We start from the raw sequence: 15,866 nt of genomic DNA on the forward strand, positions 1-15,866 counted from the left end.
CCCGCGCCAGCCTCGCCACCAGATCTTAAACGATGGAGAACGGATGCCCGTTGCCAGCATGACGGGTTTTGCCCGCACCGAGGGCGTTTTCGACGACACCGATTTCGTCTGGGAACTGCGCTCGGTCAACGGCAAGGGGCTGGAGCTGCGCCTGCGACTGCCGCAGGGGCTCGACGGCATCGAGGGCGACATCCGCAAGGCGAGCGGCGCCCGGCTGACTCGCGGCAACGTCCAGATCTCGCTGAGCCTTCGCAAGACGGACAATGCGCCGGTGTTCCGCGTCAACGAGGCGATGCTCGGGCAGGTGCTGGTGCTGACGGAGCGGCTGATCGCCGGCGGACATGCCGTGACGCCGACCGCCGACGGGCTCCTGGCGATCAAGGGTATCATCGACGTCGCCGAGACCATCGCCGATCCCGAGCGCGACGCTGCCCGCCGCGCCGCGGTGCTCGAAGGCTTCACCCTCGCGCTCGACAGGCTCGTCGCCGCCCGTGACGACGAGGGCGCCTTGCTGCGGGGTCTCCTCGACCAGCGGCTCGACGAGATGCTGGTGCTGGTGGCTGCCGCCGAGCGGGACCCGGCCCGCAGCGTCGAGGCGATCCGCCGCCGGCTGGCCGGTCAGGTCGAGCTGCTGATCGGGACCAGCGCCGGGCTGGACGCCGCGCGGCTGCACCAGGAGGCGGCGATCATCGCCGCCAAAGCCGACATCCGCGAAGAACTCGACCGGCTCGCCGCCCATATCGATGCCGCCCGGAGCCTGCTCGCCGCGGGAGGGCCGGTGGGGCGCCGCCTCGATTTCCTTTCGCAGGAATTTAACCGCGAATCGAATACCATCTGCTCGAAATCAAACGCGACCTCGCTCACCGCCATCGGGCTGGAGCTCAAAGTGGTCATCGACCAATTCCGCGAACAGGTACAGAACATCGAATGACCGACACCGCCTCCACCGTGCCCCCGGAAATCAAGCGCCGCGGCCTGATGCTCGTCCTGTCCTCGCCCTCGGGCGCCGGCAAGTCGACGATCGCGCACAACCTGCTCGAAGGCGATCCGCGCTTCTCACTGTCGGTCAGCGTCACCACGCGCCAGCGCCGCGGCAGCGAGATCGAGGGTCGGCACTATCACTTCATCAAGCCCGATGAGTTCGAGCGGCTGCGCCACGGCGACGCGTTGCTGGAATGGGCCGAGGTGCATGGCAACTTCTACGGAACCCCACGCGAGCCGGCGGAGAAGGCGATGCAGGAAGGTCGCGACATGCTCTTCGACATCGACTGGCAGGGTGCCAAGCAGTTGCAGGAACAGGCGCGTGCCGACATCGTCTCGATCTTCATCCTGCCGCCCTCGATGGCCGAACTGAAGAGCCGCCTGTTCCGGCGCAACGAGGATTCCAGCGACACCATCGCCATGCGCCTGAAGAACGCCCGCGTCGAGATCGAGCGCTGGCGCGACTACGACTATGTCGTCGTCAACCACGACCTGAACCAAGCCTTTGGCGAGGTGAAGGCGATCGTCGAGGCCGAGCGCCTGCGCCGCGACCGGCGTCCGGGCCTGTTCGATTTCACCGCCACGCTGCTCGGCGAAGAGCCGGCCTGAGCGGTCTCCTGCATCGACGATGATGGGACGTTGACGCGTTCCGTAGCCCCGGGGCACAGTCCGGGAAGCTGCCCGATGGGTGAGCGTCAGACCAATGCGGCGAGGCGGCAGAACTCCTCGACGCTCAGCGTCTCGGCGCGGCGCTGCGGGTCGATGTCGGCCGCCAGAAGGATGCGCTCGCCGCCGAGCGACTTGACGCTCTGGCGCAGCATCTTGCGGCGCTGGCCGAAAGCGGCAGCGGTGACTGCCTCGAGCTTTGCCAGCGGCACGTCGATCGGCGACGCCAGAGGCCGGATCTGGATCACCGACGAAGTCACTTTCGGTGGCGGCGTAAAGGCTTCCGGCCCAACGTCGAAGAGCATGCGGGCGCTGGTGCGCCAGCCAGCGAGCACGCCGAGACGGCCGTAATGATCGGTGCCCGGCCCGGCGACGATCCGCTCGGCGACCTCCCGCTGGAACATCAGCGTCAGCTCGGTCCAGACCGGCGGCCATTGCGGCACGGTAATCCAGTCGAGCAGCAGCTGCGTGCCGATATTGTAGGGCAGGTTCGCGACGATCTTGATCGGTCGCCCTCCCGATAGCGTGGCGATATCGGTCTTCAGGGCATCGCCCTCGATGATGGTGAGGCGGCCGGGATAGTGCGCGGCGACGGCTTCGAGCGCCGCGATGCAGCGGCGGTCCTTTTCGATGACCGTAAGATGCTCGGCACCTTGCGCCAGGATCGCCCGCGTCAGCCCGCCCGGGCCTGGCCCGACCTCGATCACCGTGTGCCCGTCATAGGGCAGCGCCTGGCGGGCGATGCGGCCGGTGAGATTGAGGTCGAGGAGGAAGTTCTGGCCGAGCGCCTTCTTCGGGTCGAGCCCATGCTCGGCCATCACCGCGCGCAGCGGCGGCAGGCCGTCGATGGCGCTCACGAGGTGCTCCCGGCAATGGTGCGGGCGGCGTGGTCGGCCATGCGGTCGGCGAGTCGCAAGGCGGCGATGAAGCTGTTCGGGCGGGCGTGACCGGTGCCGGCAATGTCCGCTGCGGTGCCGTGGTCCGGAGAGGTCCGGATGATCGGCAGGCCGAGCGTCGTGTTCACCGTCTCGTCGAAGGCCAGCATCTTCGCCGGGATCAGCGCCTGGTCATGGTACATGCAAAGCGCGACGTCGTAGCGCGCCCGTGCCTCGGGATGGAACATGGTGTCGGCGGGGAGGGGCCCGAAGGCGTCGATGCCCGACATCCGCAGCCTGTCTACGGCTGGCCGGATGACGGCCTCGTCCTCCTTGCCGATCGCCCCGCGCTCGCCGGCATGCGGATTGAGCCCGGCAACCGCGATGCGCGGAAACTCGATGCCCATGCGCGACTTCAGCTCGGCCGCGACGATCTCCGCCGTCTCGACGATGAGGTCGGCCGTCAGGGCCGCGGGTACGTCGACCAGCGGAATGTGGATGGTGACGGGAACGCAGGAGAGATCGGGTCCGGTCAGCAGCATGACCGGCGTGAACGAGCGCTGCAGAACGGTGCCGCAGAGCTCGGCCAGATACTCGGTATGACCGGGATGGCGGAAGCCGGCATCGTAGAGCGCCTTCTTGTCGATCGGGTTCGTCACGACGGCCGAGGCCGTGCCGTTGAGGGCGAAGGCGGTCGCGCGGTCGATCGCCTCGACGGTGCCAAGCGCATTTTGCGGATCGATCTGGCCGGGAAGCTCGCTGTGACGGTTGATCAGTGGCAGGACAGGAAGGGCCGTCGCGAAATGTACCGAGGCTTCCTCCGGCCGCCCGATACGGACGATCCGGACGTCGATGCCGAGGCGCGAAGCGCGTGCGGCCAGCATGTCGGGATCGGCGAGCAGAAAGAACACCGGCAGCGGACGGTCCCGGCGGTCGGCATAGGCAGCGAGCGTCACGTCGGCCCCGACGCCCGACGGCTCGCCAATGGTGACGGCCAGAGGCGGCCGTGCGCCGGGTGTCATCGCCGAGTGATCACGGCTTTGTCCCGCAGCGACTTCAGGAGCTTGGCGTCTGGCTCCGACTTGCCTTTCTCCATGTCCTGCGACTGGAAGACCATCGCGGCGGTCTTGTCATCGGAAATACTGCGCTGCTCGCACACGACGATGTACTCGACGCCGCGCTCGGTCTCCTGCGGCGGCGTGGCGCCGGACGAGGAAATCGCCGAGATCGAATCCTTCCAGCGCTCGGGGAGGGCCGGCTGCGGCACCCGGCCGAGCTCGCGCACCGTCACGTCGCGGAGGCCCTTGGCGAACTCGTAGTTCGCCTGGCAAGACTGGAAGCGCGAGCGCATCGCGTTGGCTTCCTTCATCCGACCGGCCTTCATCGCGGCGCGCTTGGCCTCGGGAACGACGAAGATCACCTGCTGCAGCGTGTATTCGGTGGTCTTCGGCTTCGTGCCGCCTTGAGCCAGCATCCGCTGCACCGCATCGGACTCGCTGACCCGCCCACCGGCGCCACCGCTGCGCATGCTGGCCTGGACCGCCTGGCCCCAGCCCATCTGCACGCGGATGTAGTCCTTGAAGGCTTTCTCTGAGAAGCCGACCTGGCCGAGCACCTGCGCCAGCTGCGCCGGCTGCAGCTTGTTGTCGGCCGCGAACTTCAGGAAGGCGGCATTGACGGCGCTATCCGGGATGCTGATCCCCAGCCGGCGCACTTCCTGCTTCTTGAGGGCTTCCTCGATCAGTTCGTCCGTCGCGGCCTTGGTGAGGTCACCCTTGACGCGGCGCAGCTTCAGGAAGCTCGTGCGCTGCTTGATGGCGAAGGAGGTGACCGGGTCCTTGTTGACGATGACGGCGATCTCCGACGCCGCCGCGGCCGGCTGCGTCAGGTTGGTGACCGCGCCGACGGTGGCACAGGTCAGCAACAACGCCAGTGCGGACCGCTGGAAGATGCGTGATGCAGTCATGGCGTCTCGGCCTCCGGAATGCTGGACGTGCAGCTGTCTCGAACGATGGGCATGTCGTTGCGCTACATCGCTCTTTTGTCGAAACGATGGTGCCGCTACTCGTCGATCTTATACTTGTAGTCGAAGTCGGCGATCGTCCGGAGCCCGAGCGTGAACATCACCGTGTTCTTCTGGGAGTCGTTGATCTGGTAGGCGCTCTCGGTGCTGGTGTAGGTCGCCAGCAGGCTGAAGCACTCGTCGAGATAGCCGAGACCCGCGGACTTGCTGATGAGGGTCGAGCTCTCGATGTCGTAGCTCAGCGAGCCATAGGCCGTCCAGTTCGCGTTCAGCTTCAGGTTGCCGCCGGTCGAGATCTGGCTGCGATCGATCGGCGAGCCGTAGATCGGCTGCGCGCCGATGAAGGAGTAGGTCGCGTTGATGCTACCGTGGCTGTTGCTGTAGCCGGTGCTGAGATCGGTCCGGCGCACGTCCATCGTCTTCTCGTCGAAGCGGCCCTGCACGCCGAACTGCAGGCCGATCGGCGTCCCGAGCGTCACCGAGCTGACATAGTCCGACCGATCCGTCTCGAGGCCTGAGTCGAAGCCGACGAGCGCGAGGTCGATCTGGTCGTACGGGTTGTCGCCGGAGATGTGGTAGGACTGGCCGACCATCGCATCAAGAGCGTAACCGGTGGCGAAGGTACCGGCATAGCGCAGGCCGACATTGGCGCGACTGCCACCCTCGATCCGGTCATAGCCGGAGAACTTGTCCATCTCGAACAGGTTGCCCGTGGTGAAGACGAGGCTCTGCGCGTCCTCGTTCGGCAACTCGCCGGCCTTCGCCTCGTCCGGCCGGATGATCAGCTGGCCGATCGGCTCGATGACGTGCGAGGAGTTCGCGGCCTCGATGAGGATAGGATAACGCGCCTCGAGCGCGGCCGTCGCCATGCCCCGGAAGCCGGAGCCGTCGACGGTGGTCCCGCCCTCGAAGCTGCCCTCATCGGCCACCGACATGTTGGACTGATAGAGGTCGCCGCGAAGCCCGAGCGAGGGGGTCAGCAGCAGTCCGCCATCGGTCGTCAGCGTCCGGCGCCATTCGGCATTGGTCGAGCCGCGGGTGTAGTCGCCTTCCAGTACATTGCGGTTGTAGACGTCCCGGCGGTACTCGGCGCAGCTGCCGTTGACGAACATGCCGGGCTCGCAGATCAGGCCGAGCGCGCCTTCCTGGCGGCGCAGGTGAACCACATTGGTGTCGATCTCGACCTCGCCGCCACCGATCGGTGAATCGTTGATCGTCTCGTAGTCGAGCGTCGGCAGGATCTCGGGCTGCTTGTCCTGGTCGAGGTCACCCGTGTTGTACTTCGACTGGATGTCGAAGCGCTGGGCGCGCAGATCGAAGAAGCTGCGGTCGCCGAGACCGCTGAGGTAGATTTCCGACGTGTGGAAGGTCTGGTTGAAGTTCTCGATGCCGTAGGTCTGCGAGAAGTTGCTGTCGCTCTGCGCCAGCACGTCCCAGCCGAAGGTCCAGCGGTCGCTGAGATCGAACCGGCCGGTGGTGCCGACCATGCCGCGCTTGACCTCGCCGAGATCGACGCTGTTGGCGTCGAAATTGGTCGGGTCGTTCTGCGAGATGCCGGCGGCCTGCAAGGTGAAGTAGCCGTTGCTGAACGCCTGGCGGTACTCGACTTCGCCGAGGAAGCCCTGCTTGCTGTAATAGGTGCCGGCGACCGTCATGTCGTAGCTGTCGGACAGCGCGAAGAAGTACGGCACCCGCAAGCCGTAGCCGAGGTCGTCGGACGACTTGAAGGACGGCGTCAGGAAGCCGCTCTTGCGCTTGATGGTCGGGTCGGCCTGCTGGAAGTAGGGGAGGTAGGCGATCGGCTGGCCGAAGAACTCGAACTTGGCGCCGTAGTAGCGGATGACCTTTTCCTGCTGGTCCCAGACGATCTTGCGCGCCTTGACCTGCCACAGCGGCGCGCGCTCGGGGTGCTTCTTGCACGCCTCGCACGCGGTGTAGATGCCCTTTTCGAACGTCGTGACGTTGCCGCTCTCGCGCACGGCGCCCTGCGCGGCGAAGCGCGTGTTGTCGGGCGTCTCGATGCGCAGCGCGGTGATGAAGCCGTCGGCGAAGTCGTCGGTGATGTCGGCGCTGTCGGCGTAGACCTTATTGCCATCAGGCTGCAGCATCTCGACGTCACCACTGGCGACGAGACGCTTGGTCTGCTGGTTGTAGGTGACCTTCTTGGCGACGAGCTTGTAGCCGCCGTAGTCTATCTGCACGCCGCCGCCCGCCGTCACCAGCGACTTGTCGCGGTCGTAGACGACGGTGTCGGCCTCCAGGAACAGCTGCGCGTCGCTCGGGACCTTTACGGCCGCACCGAGCGGGTTCATCTGTTCCTGAGCGAGAGCAGAGGGACCGCTGGACAGAAGGGCGCACAGCGCCACGCTCGCCGAAAGCGTGAGGTGTCGGCCCGTTCTCACCATGAAGCGCGTTTTCCCCGTCGCTACCATACTAACCATCCTCCTGGTGAAGCAGGATCGTCACCCCGAACAGGCCTGCTGCCAAGACTGGGAACCACGCCGCCACAACCGGTGGAACAACCGAATTGCTTCCCAGCGCTTGCGCGAGGAACGTTACGACGTAAAGCACGAAGCCGGCGGTGATGCCACCGATTATCGTCCGGCTCGACTGCCCAGTTCTGGCAAATTGGATGGCCACCGTCGCGGCCAGGAGGGTCATCGCGACGAACAGCGCGGGCTTGGCCACCAGCGTGTTGTAATGCATCGCGAATGCCTCGGCATTGTATCCGAGACTGCGGGCGACCTCGATCTTGGAATAGAGATCCCAGATCGGAATGGCCTGCGGGTCGGCGAGCTTCTGCTCGATGAACTCCGCGCGCAGCGTCGTCGGCAGGCGATAGTTCGCCGGCTTCTCCGGGGAGTAGCCGATCCGGGTCACGGTCGGCGAATCGATCAGCCAGGCATTCTCGACGAGCGTCGCGCTGGGAGCGTCGATCCGGTCCCGCACCGTGCCGTCGTCGGCGAGGATGAAGGCGGTCACGCCGCCGAGCTTCAGGCCGCCATCCGACACCGCCTTGGCACCGATGATCGACTCGACGCCTTCGCCGCTCTGCCGCAGCCAGGGGGCAAGGCCCGTGCTGGATTTGGTCTTACCGCTGCCGAGCTGCGTCTCGATGTTGGCGGACTGGGCCTGCGCCATCGCCGCCAGCGGGTTGTAGAGGAAGGTCGCCGCGGCCCCGAGCAGGATCGAGCCGACGATGAACGGCGCGAGGATCTGCCAGACCGACACGCCCGACGCCCGCGCTACCACCAGCTCCAGCTTCTTGTTCAGCGTCAGCAAGGTGAAGATCGAGGAGAACAGGATGACGAACGGAAACGCCTGCTCGATGAAGGCCGGGATGCGCAGCGCCGAGACGAGCGCGATGGTGCCGAAGCTGACATCGGCGAAGCGGCCGCGGCGGCTGACCTCGATCATGTCGATGAGGTAGGCCAACGCGAACACCACCACCAGCGACGAGAAGAAGCTGACGATATAGCGCTTGAAAAAGTAGAGGTTGAGCGTGCGCCGCATCATCGCCGTGGCTTCCCGTCGCTGGGGGCGAGCATCGGCACCAGGCCGCGAAGGCTCCGGGCAGCCCGGGCGACCGCGTCGCCGATCCGGTCGAACAGGCTGAGCTGCGAGATGTTCACGTCGAGCCGGAGCAGCACGATGCTGGTGACTATGGAGAAGAGCGGCACGAGGTAGATCACGAAGACCAGCCGCGGGTCGCGGTCGACCAGCGACATCGAGACAAAGCCCAGCGCCTTCAGCACCAGGGCGCCAGCCAGCCCCAACGCCATCGCGATGCCCGGGCCTTGCCGGTTGGTGCGTGGCTGGCTCGCCATCACCAGCGCCCAGAGCGCCATGGCGATCGGGTACAGCCAGTCGGACAGCCGCTGCGCCAATTCCTTGCGGTAGGAATTGGGCTTGGCCTGGAAGTCGGCATCGTTCGGATCGGGGAATGCGAGTTCGGCGGTCGAGCGTTCGGACGTGCGCACCCAGTCGCCATCCGAGGCCGGCCGGAGGCTGGCGAGATCGAAGGCGTAGGTCTGGAACTGGATGATCGAGACCGCGCCGTCGGCCGCGGTACGGCGGTGCAGCTGGCCGTCATACAGCAGCAGATACGAGGATTTGTCGCGCTCGAGGATTTTTGCTTCCTTGGCGAAGTAGGTGAGATCGAGGCTCGGGTCGCGCTGGTCGGAGATGAACAGGCTTTTCACCGTCGAGCCGTTCACCGCGCCGATGCTGAGGATCATGCCGTCCTGCACTTCCTCGAATCGTCCCGGCTGCAGGAACAGCGTGATGGCATCGGCATTGATGGTGCGGATGCCATCGTAGAATCCGCGTTGCGCCATCGGGCCCAGCACGTGCGAGATGAACAGGACGAGCATGGCGGCGACGATGCCGAGGTAGAGGATCGGCCGGATGACCACCGCCGAGGAGGCGCCAGACGAGGAGATCACCGCTCGCTCGCTGTCGGCGTTCAAAGAATTTAGTGCCTGGACGGCGCCGATCACCACCGCGAACGGCACGACGCCGGCCGCAAGATCCGGGATCAGCATCAGGGCAATCCAGAAGATGTTGCCGGCAGCCGAGGCTGTGGTGCGCACGATATCGATGCGCTGCAGCGCCTGGACCACCCAGACGATCAGGACGAGAGACGCCAGAGAGCCCAGGCTGAACACCATGGCCCGTCTGAAGATGTAGCGTTCGAGAAGGCTCATGGCGTCGTCGTCTCTATGGTCTTCTCGGCCTCGGTCACGGTGCGGAGAGGTTCCCCCCTGTCGGTTCTGATGCTCATCCGTGCCTGAGAGTGCAGCAGCTTGGCTAAAGAAGGGCGAACAAGGGTGGTTAACGAACCCTTAACCGGGGTGGCGGGCCTTGCACAGCCTTGCCAAGCGGCCGCCTGCTTCCATGATAGCGCCTGTGTCCTTTGCACCACGGCTGGCTTAGCGGCTACAAGGTGCGACCAGGCTCGCATGCCCGGGCGAGCGCTCTCTTCCCTACGGAGTTTCCATGTCGAAGAAACCGTCCATCCAGTTCTCCGCACTCGCCTTGCCGACGGCGGGCGTTCTCGTTGTTTTCGCAGGGCAGGGCCCGTCGCTGGCCAGCTCCGTACCGGCCGCGATCGGCGATCTCGTCCAGCGCGCGGCGGGGATCGCGAAGTTCACCGGCAAGCGGCTTTCGACCCTCGAACTGCTGGCACCCGCGGGCCTCGACGTCGACCGGATCCTCGTCATCGGCACGCATGGCGAGACGCCGCTCGGCGAGGAAGACTGGATGAAGCTCGGCGGTATCGCGGCCGCCAAGACGAAGGGCGCCGAGGTCATCACGTTATGGTGCGATGCAGCAGATGCGGCGGTGGACGGCGCATCTGCGGCCGCTCTGGCGGCGGGCGTGATTCTGCGCGGCTATAACTTCGACCGGTATAAATCGAAGAAGCCGAAGAACGGCGACGAGGAGGAGACGAAGGACGTCGCGGGAAGCGTGACCCTTGCCGTCAGCGACTCAGCCGCCGCGGCCGCGGCCTTCGCGCGGTCCGAGGCGATCACCGAGGGCGTGATGCTCGCCCGCGACCTCGTCAACGAGCCGGCCAACGTGCTCGGCCCGGTCGAGTACGCCGCCCAGATCGCCGCGCTCGCCCCGTATGGCCTCGAGATTGAGATCCTTACCGAAGCCGAGATGACCGAACTGAAGATGTGGGCGCTCCTCGGCGTCGCGCAGGGTTCGCCGCGTCCGGCCCGACTTGCCATCATGCGTTGGAACGGCGGGACCGAGGGCGAGGCGCCGATCGCCTTCGTCGGCAAGGGCGTCGTCTTCGACACCGGCGGCGTTTCGATCAAGCCCGCCGGCGGCATGGAGGACATGAAGGGCGACATGGGCGGCTCGGCGGCGGTCGTCGGCCTGATGCGCGCGCTCGCCGGCCGCAAGGCCAAGGTCAATGTCGTCGGCATCGTCGGCCTCGTCGAGAATGCCGTTGACGGCAACGCGCAGCGGCCGGGAGACATCGTCACCGCCATGTCCGGTACGACGATCGAGGTCATCAACACCGATGCCGAGGGCCGGCTCGTGCTCGCCGACGCGCTCTGGTACTGCCAGCAGCGTTTCCAGCCGAAGTTCATGGTCGACCTCGCCACGCTGACGGGCGCGGTGATCGTCGCGCTCGGCAACCACAATGCCGGCCTCTTCTCCAACAACGACGAGCTGTCCGAGCGACTGCACGCCGCCGGCAAGTTGACCGGGGAGAAGGTCTGGCGACTGCCGCTCGCGCCGGAATACGACAAGCTGATCGAAGGCAAGTTCGCCGACATCAAGAACGTCGGCAGCGGCCGTGCCGCCGGGTCGATCACCGCCGCGCAGTTCCTGCAGCGCTTCGTCAACGACGTGCCTTGGGCGCATCTCGATATCGCCGGTACGGCGATGGGCTCGCCATCCAACGAGTACAACCAGTCCTGGGCCTCGGGCTTCGGCGTACGGCTCTTGAACCAGCTGGTCGAGGCGGACTACGAAGCGAAGTAACGGAAAGTCAAAGGGGCGGTCGTGGCCGAAGTGCTGTTCTACCACCTCACCGAAAGCCGGCTCGAGGAGGCCCTTCCGGACCTCCTCGAGAAGAGCCTCGCGCGCGGATGGCGGGTCGTCGTGCAGGCGATGACCGGCGAGCGCCGCGATGCGCTGGACCAGCACCTCTGGGTGTTTCGCGAAGAGTCCTTCCTGCCGCACGGCACCGATGCCGACTCCAGCGGCGCGCTGCAGCCGATCCTCCTAACGGTCGACCCGGCCCAGGCCGCCAACGATCCGCAGTGCCGCTTCATGGTGGAGGGCGCCGTACCCGATTCGCTCGAGCATTATCTGCGGGGCGTCTATCTCTTCGACGGCCACGACCAGGAACAGGTCGCGAGCGCCCGGCGTCGCTGGAGCATCGAGAAGGCTGCGGGACATGCCGTCACCTATTGGCAGCAGACCGACGACCGTCGCTGGGTCAAGAAGGCCTGAGGCCAGCTGCCAGGCGGTCAGACCGCGTCGGGCACGTCCTCCTCCGGGTCTGGCACGTAGGGCTCCCAGCCTTTCGGCTGCAGGTGCTCCTGCGGCAGATACCGGATCTTGTAGTCCATCTTGCGCGATCCTTTCACCCAGTAGCCGAGGTAGAGGTAGGGCAGACCGAGCTTCTTCGTCCGCTCGATGTGGTCGAGGATCATGTAGGTGCCGAGGCTGCGCTCGTGCTCGTCGGGGTCGAAGAACGAGTAGACCATCGACATCCCGTCGCCCATCACGTCGCTCAGCGCCGTGGCGACGAGCTGCCGGTCGGACGAGGCGAGGAAGCCGGAGTCCGGCCCACGGCGACGGTATTGAATGAGGCGGGTGTCGACCTGGCTGTCCTCGACCATCATCGCGTAGTCGAGAACCGACATCTCGGACATCCCGCCGCGGGCGTGACGGTCGTCGAGATAGCGCCGAAACAGCGCGTACTGCTCCGTCGAGGGCACCGCCTTGTCGACCCGGCCGACGAGGTCGCGGTTGCGCGCCATGACCCGTTTCATCGATTTCGTCGGCTGGAACTGGTCGACGAGGATTCGCACCGAAATGCAGGACCGGCAGCGCTCGCAGGCCGGCCGGTAGGCGATGTTCTGGCTACGCCTGAATCCGCCTTGCGTCAGGAGGTCAAGCAGCTCCGGCGCCCGTTCCCCGACGAGATGGGTGAATACCTTCCGTTCGAACTGTCCAGCGAGATACGGGCAAGGAGAGGGCGATGTGAGGAAGAACTGAGGTGTCTGCGGATGGGCAGTCATCAGTACGCGACCCTTCCTGACGAGGAACTGTCCCCGTACCGTGTTGTGTCGAGATAATCACAGGAAAGCCAGCTTTGGAACACTGGCCTCACGCTGGGATAGATGCTCGACGTGCGGCTGCGGGCAAGCCTAGCGGTTGCGGACGACGACCGTGCCGAGCAACAGGTCCTGCAGCAGCTGCTTGCGCGGGGTGAACAGGGCGACCAGCAGCACGAACGGCGTCAGCACAGCGTTCGATGCCCAGAAGATGACGCCGTGCAATATGGCGAGGGCCGGGTCGACCTTGCCGCCGTCGAGCCGTTCCAGCCGAACGCCGGCGAGCCGCATGCCCGGCGTTGCCTGCGCCCTGCCGCCCATGGTGAAGCCGACATAGAGGATGGCGATCAGCGGCAGGAGGATGCCGTAGAGCATCCAGCCGAGCCCGAGCGTCAGGATGCCGAGGAGGCCGACCACGATCGCGGCCGGAACCGACAGCAGCAGAATCAGCGTGTAGTCGGCGATGAAGCCGAAGATCCGCCGCGAGCGAACGCCATCATACAGTCGCGGCGCGTCGAGATCGGTGCGGCGAGCTCCGTCGATGGTCTGGTCACTCATGGCGGTTCCGGTTTCCTTCAAGGGCGGCCGACAGTCAGCGGCGGCACGCCCTTGAGATGGGAAACCCGGCGCCCCGCTTCAATGACGCCTGCAACGCCCGCATCACCTGTACTGGCCTACTGCTCCTTCAGCATGCGGGCGATCCGCGGCGCGAAGTAGGTGAGCACGCCTGCAGCCCCGGCGCGCTTGAACGCGGCGGCGCTCTCCATCATCGCCTTGTCGCCGTCCAGCCATCCATTGCCGGCCGCCGCCATGATCATCGAGTACTCGCCCGAGGTCTGATAGGCGAAGATCGGCAGGTTGAAGGCACCGACGAGCCGCGACAGGATGTCGAGATAGGGCATGCCCGGCTTGACCATGATCATGTCGGCGCCCTCGGCGATGTCCTGCTCGGCCTCCCGGAAGGCCTCCTCGGCATTGCCGTAGTCCATCTGGTAGGTGCGCTTGTCGCCTTTCAAGATGCCGCCGGAACCGACGGCGTCGCGGAACGGGCCGTAGAAGGCCGAGGCGTATTTCGCGGCGTAGGACATGATCATCGTGTCCGCGAGACCTTCCGCGTCGAGCTCCGACCGGATGCAGGCGACGCGACCGTCCATCATGTCGGACGGGCCGATGATGTCGCAGCCAGCCTTCGCCTGCACCAGCGCCTGCCGGCAGAGCACTTCGACCGATTCGTCGTTGTCGATGCGGTCGCCGCGCAGGACGCCGTCATGGCCATGGCTGGTATAGGGGTCGAGCGCGACGTCGCACATAATGCCGACTTCCGGCACCGCGGCCTTGATCGCCCGCGTGGCACGGCAGACGAGATTGTTTTCGTTCAGCGCCTCGCTGCCGCGCTCGTCGCGCAGCGCGTTCTCGGTGAAGGGGAACAGCGCGACGACGGGAATGCCGAGGTCCCGCGCTTCCTTGGCCGCGTCGACGCTGCGCTCGACCGAGAAACGCATCACCCCCGGCATCGAAGGCACCGGCTCGTCGGGGCCGCCGCCCTCACGCACGAAAATCGGCCAGATCAGGTCGCTGGCACCGACGGATGTCTCGCGCACCAGACGGCGCGACCATTCGCTCTGGCGCATGCGCCGAAGCCTAAGCCCGCCGGTCGCCGCGTTGATGCGGGCGCTTACCTTGCTGCTGTCTGACATGAGGGAAATCCGGGTCCGAGGATGAAGTCGCGGCTTGCCCATGGTCGGCCGACGGCTCTGGAGATTAGATGTCTTCTAAAGCATACCGGGGGGCGGCATCAACGCCTGCGCCGGACGGCGGTTCGGATCGGATGGCTGCGGGAGGGATAAACCGGGGTTCCGCCGGCCGGCGTGATTGACCCCCTCGTCAGCGGACCTTAGCGTTGGCACCGCTGGACAGGCAGGCGGGCGAAGCTTCCTCCTGCCGATATCCGCGTGCCGACTTTCCGCAATGGGAGCGTCACGCGAATTTGTCGGCGATATCGGCCGCTTCTCGATCGGCCGACCACCACGCCTTCCTAGTTTGTCCGAATGCGCCCGCCGACGAACCGCAGCTTCCAGGAAACCCACCCTGCATGACCATCGCCGTCCCGCCCGAGGAAAAGGCCGACAGGCTGAACCGATTGCTCACGGTCACGCTGCTGCGAGTCGCCGGCGTCTGTCTCTTCATGCTCGGCGTCGAGACCTGGATCCGGCTCGTCGGCATTTATGACGGGCCGCTCAACCGATTCGACCTGATGCCACTCTGGTGGAAGATCGCGGCGCCGGCTCTTGCCGTCCTCTATCCGGTCGCTGGCGTCGGGCTCTGGATGGCCGTCTCGTGGGGCGCCGTCACCTGGGCGATCGTCGCGGCGGTGGAAATTATCATGCACGGGGTCTTTCCCGAGCTGTTCGGCGGCGTGACACTCCTCGTCATCCTCCACATTTCCGGCCTGTCCATGCTCCTGGTGCTGCGGCTCATCGACTGGTGGGTAACCCGCCAACGCCTGCACCGCCGAGGTTAGCGTGAGTTTGAACAAATCAGTAAGCATTCCCCGGGGAATTCATTAAGCAAGAGGGGCGATCCTGCCGAGGTAAGATCACATTAAGCCTGCGTTTTAATTCGAATTTTAGGCGCGCTGCCTATTGTTGGTCTCAAGATGAAGCCGAACGAGAGCACTCATCAAAAGCAACAGCGGAGCCTATACTATGAACACGCAGATCAAACACGACGTCGATGCCCAGCCGGAACAGAAGATCGAACTGAAGTCGCTATACCTGGAAACCGTCCAGCTGGTCGAGCGCCTGCACCGCCGCCTGCTTGACGTGATCAAGGACGAGTTCGAGCGCAGCGGCCGTACCGACATCAACGCCGTCCAGGCGCTTCTGCTCTTCAACATCGGCGACTCGGTGCTGACCGCCGGCGAGCTGCGCTCGCGGGGCTTCTACCTCGGCTCCAACGTTTCCTATAACCTCAAGAAGCTCGTCGACCTCGGCTTCATCGACCATCAGCGCTCGCGGGTCGACCGCCGCGCCGTTCGGGTCCAGCTGACCGAGACCGGCACCGAGATCGCCGCCAAGGTGGCTGAGCTCTACGACCGGCACATCGGCTCGATCGACAAGGTCGGCGGCCTCGACGAGCAGGAGTTCACCAAGATGAACAAGTCGCTGCAGCGCCTCGACCGGTTCTGGAACGACCAGATCCTGTATCGTCTCTAGGTTTTTCGACGGTCTGCTCTCGTTCGGCGACCGGATCACCTCGACGTCATCAGATCAAGGCCTCGTGACCCCAGTGGGACACGGGGCCTTTTCGTTGCGTAAAAGTCGCACCGGTCATGAGGAAGTACTTGTAGGGGCCGGCAAATCCACGCTTTGGCCATATTGCCGTGTCGTCCTCGGCGCACACACCGTTCTTGCGCGGATCTAAGGCCGTTTGCGGTCCGTTTACCAAGTTCACTCCATAAGGGTGTTGGAAAACGATGGTCCGCCCCAGGCCGAGACCCTAGCCGATTTGATAGGA

15 protein-coding genes are annotated in these 15,866 nt (G+C 65.4%); 6 read left to right on the forward strand and 9 right to left on the reverse strand.

Going from position 1 to position 15,866, the window contains the following annotated elements; all coding sequences use genetic code 11:
* Window positions 1–43 precede the first annotated feature (43 nt).
* Window positions 44–931 carry a YicC/YloC family endoribonuclease gene (locus ACZL02_RS04270; RefSeq protein WP_472938922.1) on the forward strand — a complete coding sequence of 296 codons (888 nt, stop codon included), beginning with the start codon at window positions 44–46 and terminating at the stop codon, window positions 929–931.
* Window positions 928–1,590 (forward strand): guanylate kinase, encoded by a 663-nt coding sequence (gene gmk, locus ACZL02_RS04275; protein ID WP_472931614.1) that lies wholly within the window; start codon window positions 928–930, stop codon window positions 1,588–1,590. Before ACZL02_RS04270 ends, gmk begins: the two co-directional genes overlap by 4 nt.
* 86 nt (window positions 1,591–1,676) lie before the next feature.
* Here the strand turns inward: gmk and rsmA are convergent, their stop codons facing one another.
* From rsmA to ACZL02_RS04305, 6 genes are all read right to left on the reverse strand, one after another.
* The gene (gene rsmA, locus ACZL02_RS04280) at window positions 1,677–2,504 is read right to left on the reverse strand and encodes a 16S rRNA (adenine(1518)-N(6)/adenine(1519)-N(6))-dimethyltransferase RsmA (protein WP_472938923.1); all 828 of its coding nucleotides are present in this window, start codon (window positions 2,502–2,504) and stop codon (window positions 1,677–1,679) included.
* Entirely contained in the window at window positions 2,501–3,544 is a 1,044-nt protein-coding gene (gene pdxA, locus ACZL02_RS04285; protein ID WP_472938924.1) for a 4-hydroxythreonine-4-phosphate dehydrogenase PdxA, read from the reverse strand. Before pdxA ends, rsmA begins: the two co-directional genes overlap by 4 nt.
* Window positions 3,541–4,488, reverse strand: a complete 948-nt coding sequence (locus ACZL02_RS04290) for a SurA N-terminal domain-containing protein (protein WP_472938925.1) — start codon at window positions 4,486–4,488, stop codon at window positions 3,541–3,543. Before ACZL02_RS04290 ends, pdxA begins: the two co-directional genes overlap by 4 nt.
* Before the next feature lie 95 nt (window positions 4,489–4,583).
* Window positions 4,584–6,857 carry an LPS-assembly protein LptD gene (locus ACZL02_RS04295; RefSeq protein WP_472938926.1) on the reverse strand — a complete coding sequence of 758 codons (2,274 nt, stop codon included), beginning with the start codon at window positions 6,855–6,857 and terminating at the stop codon, window positions 4,584–4,586.
* A gap of 121 nt (window positions 6,858–6,978) precedes the next feature.
* The gene (lptG, locus tag ACZL02_RS04300; RefSeq protein WP_472938927.1) at window positions 6,979–8,061 is read right to left on the reverse strand and encodes an LPS export ABC transporter permease LptG; all 1,083 of its coding nucleotides are present in this window, start codon (window positions 8,059–8,061) and stop codon (window positions 6,979–6,981) included.
* Window positions 8,058–9,251, reverse strand: coding sequence for an LptF/LptG family permease (locus ACZL02_RS04305; RefSeq protein WP_472938928.1), 1,194 nt, complete (start codon window positions 9,249–9,251; stop codon window positions 8,058–8,060). Before ACZL02_RS04305 ends, lptG begins: the two co-directional genes overlap by 4 nt.
* A gap of 292 nt (window positions 9,252–9,543) precedes the next feature.
* On the opposite strand from ACZL02_RS04305, the gene ACZL02_RS04310 reads away from it, so the two are divergent.
* Both ACZL02_RS04310 and ACZL02_RS04315 read left to right on the forward strand, forming a co-directional pair.
* Entirely contained in the window at window positions 9,544–11,046 is a 1,503-nt protein-coding gene (locus tag ACZL02_RS04310; protein ID WP_472938929.1) for a leucyl aminopeptidase, read from the forward strand.
* A gap of 21 nt (window positions 11,047–11,067) precedes the next feature.
* Entirely contained in the window at window positions 11,068–11,520 is a 453-nt protein-coding gene (locus ACZL02_RS04315; RefSeq protein ID WP_472938930.1) for a DNA polymerase III subunit chi, read from the forward strand.
* A gap of 17 nt (window positions 11,521–11,537) precedes the next feature.
* On the opposite strand, the gene ACZL02_RS04320 is transcribed toward ACZL02_RS04315, so the two are convergent.
* From ACZL02_RS04320 to hemB, 3 genes are all read right to left on the reverse strand, one after another.
* Window positions 11,538–12,314 (reverse strand): arginyltransferase, encoded by a 777-nt coding sequence (locus ACZL02_RS04320; RefSeq protein ID WP_472938931.1) that lies wholly within the window; start codon window positions 12,312–12,314, stop codon window positions 11,538–11,540.
* Window positions 12,315–12,443: 129 nt separating this feature from the next.
* The gene (locus tag ACZL02_RS04325) at window positions 12,444–12,908 is read right to left on the reverse strand and encodes an RDD family protein (protein ID WP_472938932.1); all 465 of its coding nucleotides are present in this window, start codon (window positions 12,906–12,908) and stop codon (window positions 12,444–12,446) included.
* Between the two features lie 116 nt (window positions 12,909–13,024).
* Entirely contained in the window at window positions 13,025–14,047 is a 1,023-nt protein-coding gene (gene hemB, locus ACZL02_RS04330) for a porphobilinogen synthase (protein WP_472938933.1), read from the reverse strand.
* Between the two features lie 395 nt (window positions 14,048–14,442).
* On the opposite strand from hemB, the gene ACZL02_RS04335 reads away from it, so the two are divergent.
* Together ACZL02_RS04335 and ldtR are read left to right on the forward strand one after the other, a co-directional pair.
* The gene (locus tag ACZL02_RS04335; protein ID WP_472938934.1) at window positions 14,443–14,871 is read left to right on the forward strand and encodes a DUF6163 family protein; all 429 of its coding nucleotides are present in this window, start codon (window positions 14,443–14,445) and stop codon (window positions 14,869–14,871) included.
* Between the two features lie 184 nt (window positions 14,872–15,055).
* Complete coding sequence (gene ldtR / locus ACZL02_RS04340) at window positions 15,056–15,565, forward strand: transcriptional regulator LdtR (protein WP_472931626.1); 510 nt, start codon at window positions 15,056–15,058, stop codon at window positions 15,563–15,565.
* Window positions 15,566–15,866: the final 301 nt, after the last annotated feature.

The sequence above is a fragment of the Mesocryomonas fontinalis genome (genome assembly GCF_055730125.2).

Coding starts and splice junctions, on each gene's coding strand:
- ACZL02_RS04270 (WP_472938922.1), top strand. CDS start 44: ATGCCCGTTGCCAGCATGACGGGTTTTGCCCGCACCGAGGGCGTTTTC.
- gmk (WP_472931614.1), top strand. CDS start 928: ATGACCGACACCGCCTCCACCGTGCCCCCGGAAATCAAGCGCCGCGGC.
- pdxA (WP_472938924.1), bottom strand. CDS start 3,544: ATGACACCCGGCGCACGGCCGCCTCTGGCCGTCACCATTGGCGAGCCG.
- ACZL02_RS04290 (WP_472938925.1), bottom strand. CDS start 4,488: ATGACTGCATCACGCATCTTCCAGCGGTCCGCACTGGCGTTGTTGCTG.
- ACZL02_RS04295 (WP_472938926.1), bottom strand. CDS start 6,857: ATGAACCCGCTCGGTGCGGCCGTAAAGGTCCCGAGCGACGCGCAGCTG.
- lptG (WP_472938927.1), bottom strand. CDS start 8,061: ATGATGCGGCGCACGCTCAACCTCTACTTTTTCAAGCGCTATATCGTC.
- ACZL02_RS04305 (WP_472938928.1), bottom strand. CDS start 9,251: ATGAGCCTTCTCGAACGCTACATCTTCAGACGGGCCATGGTGTTCAGC.
- ACZL02_RS04310 (WP_472938929.1), top strand. CDS start 9,544: ATGTCGAAGAAACCGTCCATCCAGTTCTCCGCACTCGCCTTGCCGACG.
- ACZL02_RS04320 (WP_472938931.1), bottom strand. CDS start 12,314: ATGACTGCCCATCCGCAGACACCTCAGTTCTTCCTCACATCGCCCTCT.
- ACZL02_RS04325 (WP_472938932.1), bottom strand. CDS start 12,908: ATGAGTGACCAGACCATCGACGGAGCTCGCCGCACCGATCTCGACGCG.
- hemB (WP_472938933.1), bottom strand. CDS start 14,047: ATGTCAGACAGCAGCAAGGTAAGCGCCCGCATCAACGCGGCGACCGGC.
- ACZL02_RS04335 (WP_472938934.1), top strand. CDS start 14,443: ATGACCATCGCCGTCCCGCCCGAGGAAAAGGCCGACAGGCTGAACCGA.
- ldtR (WP_472931626.1), top strand. CDS start 15,056: ATGAACACGCAGATCAAACACGACGTCGATGCCCAGCCGGAACAGAAG.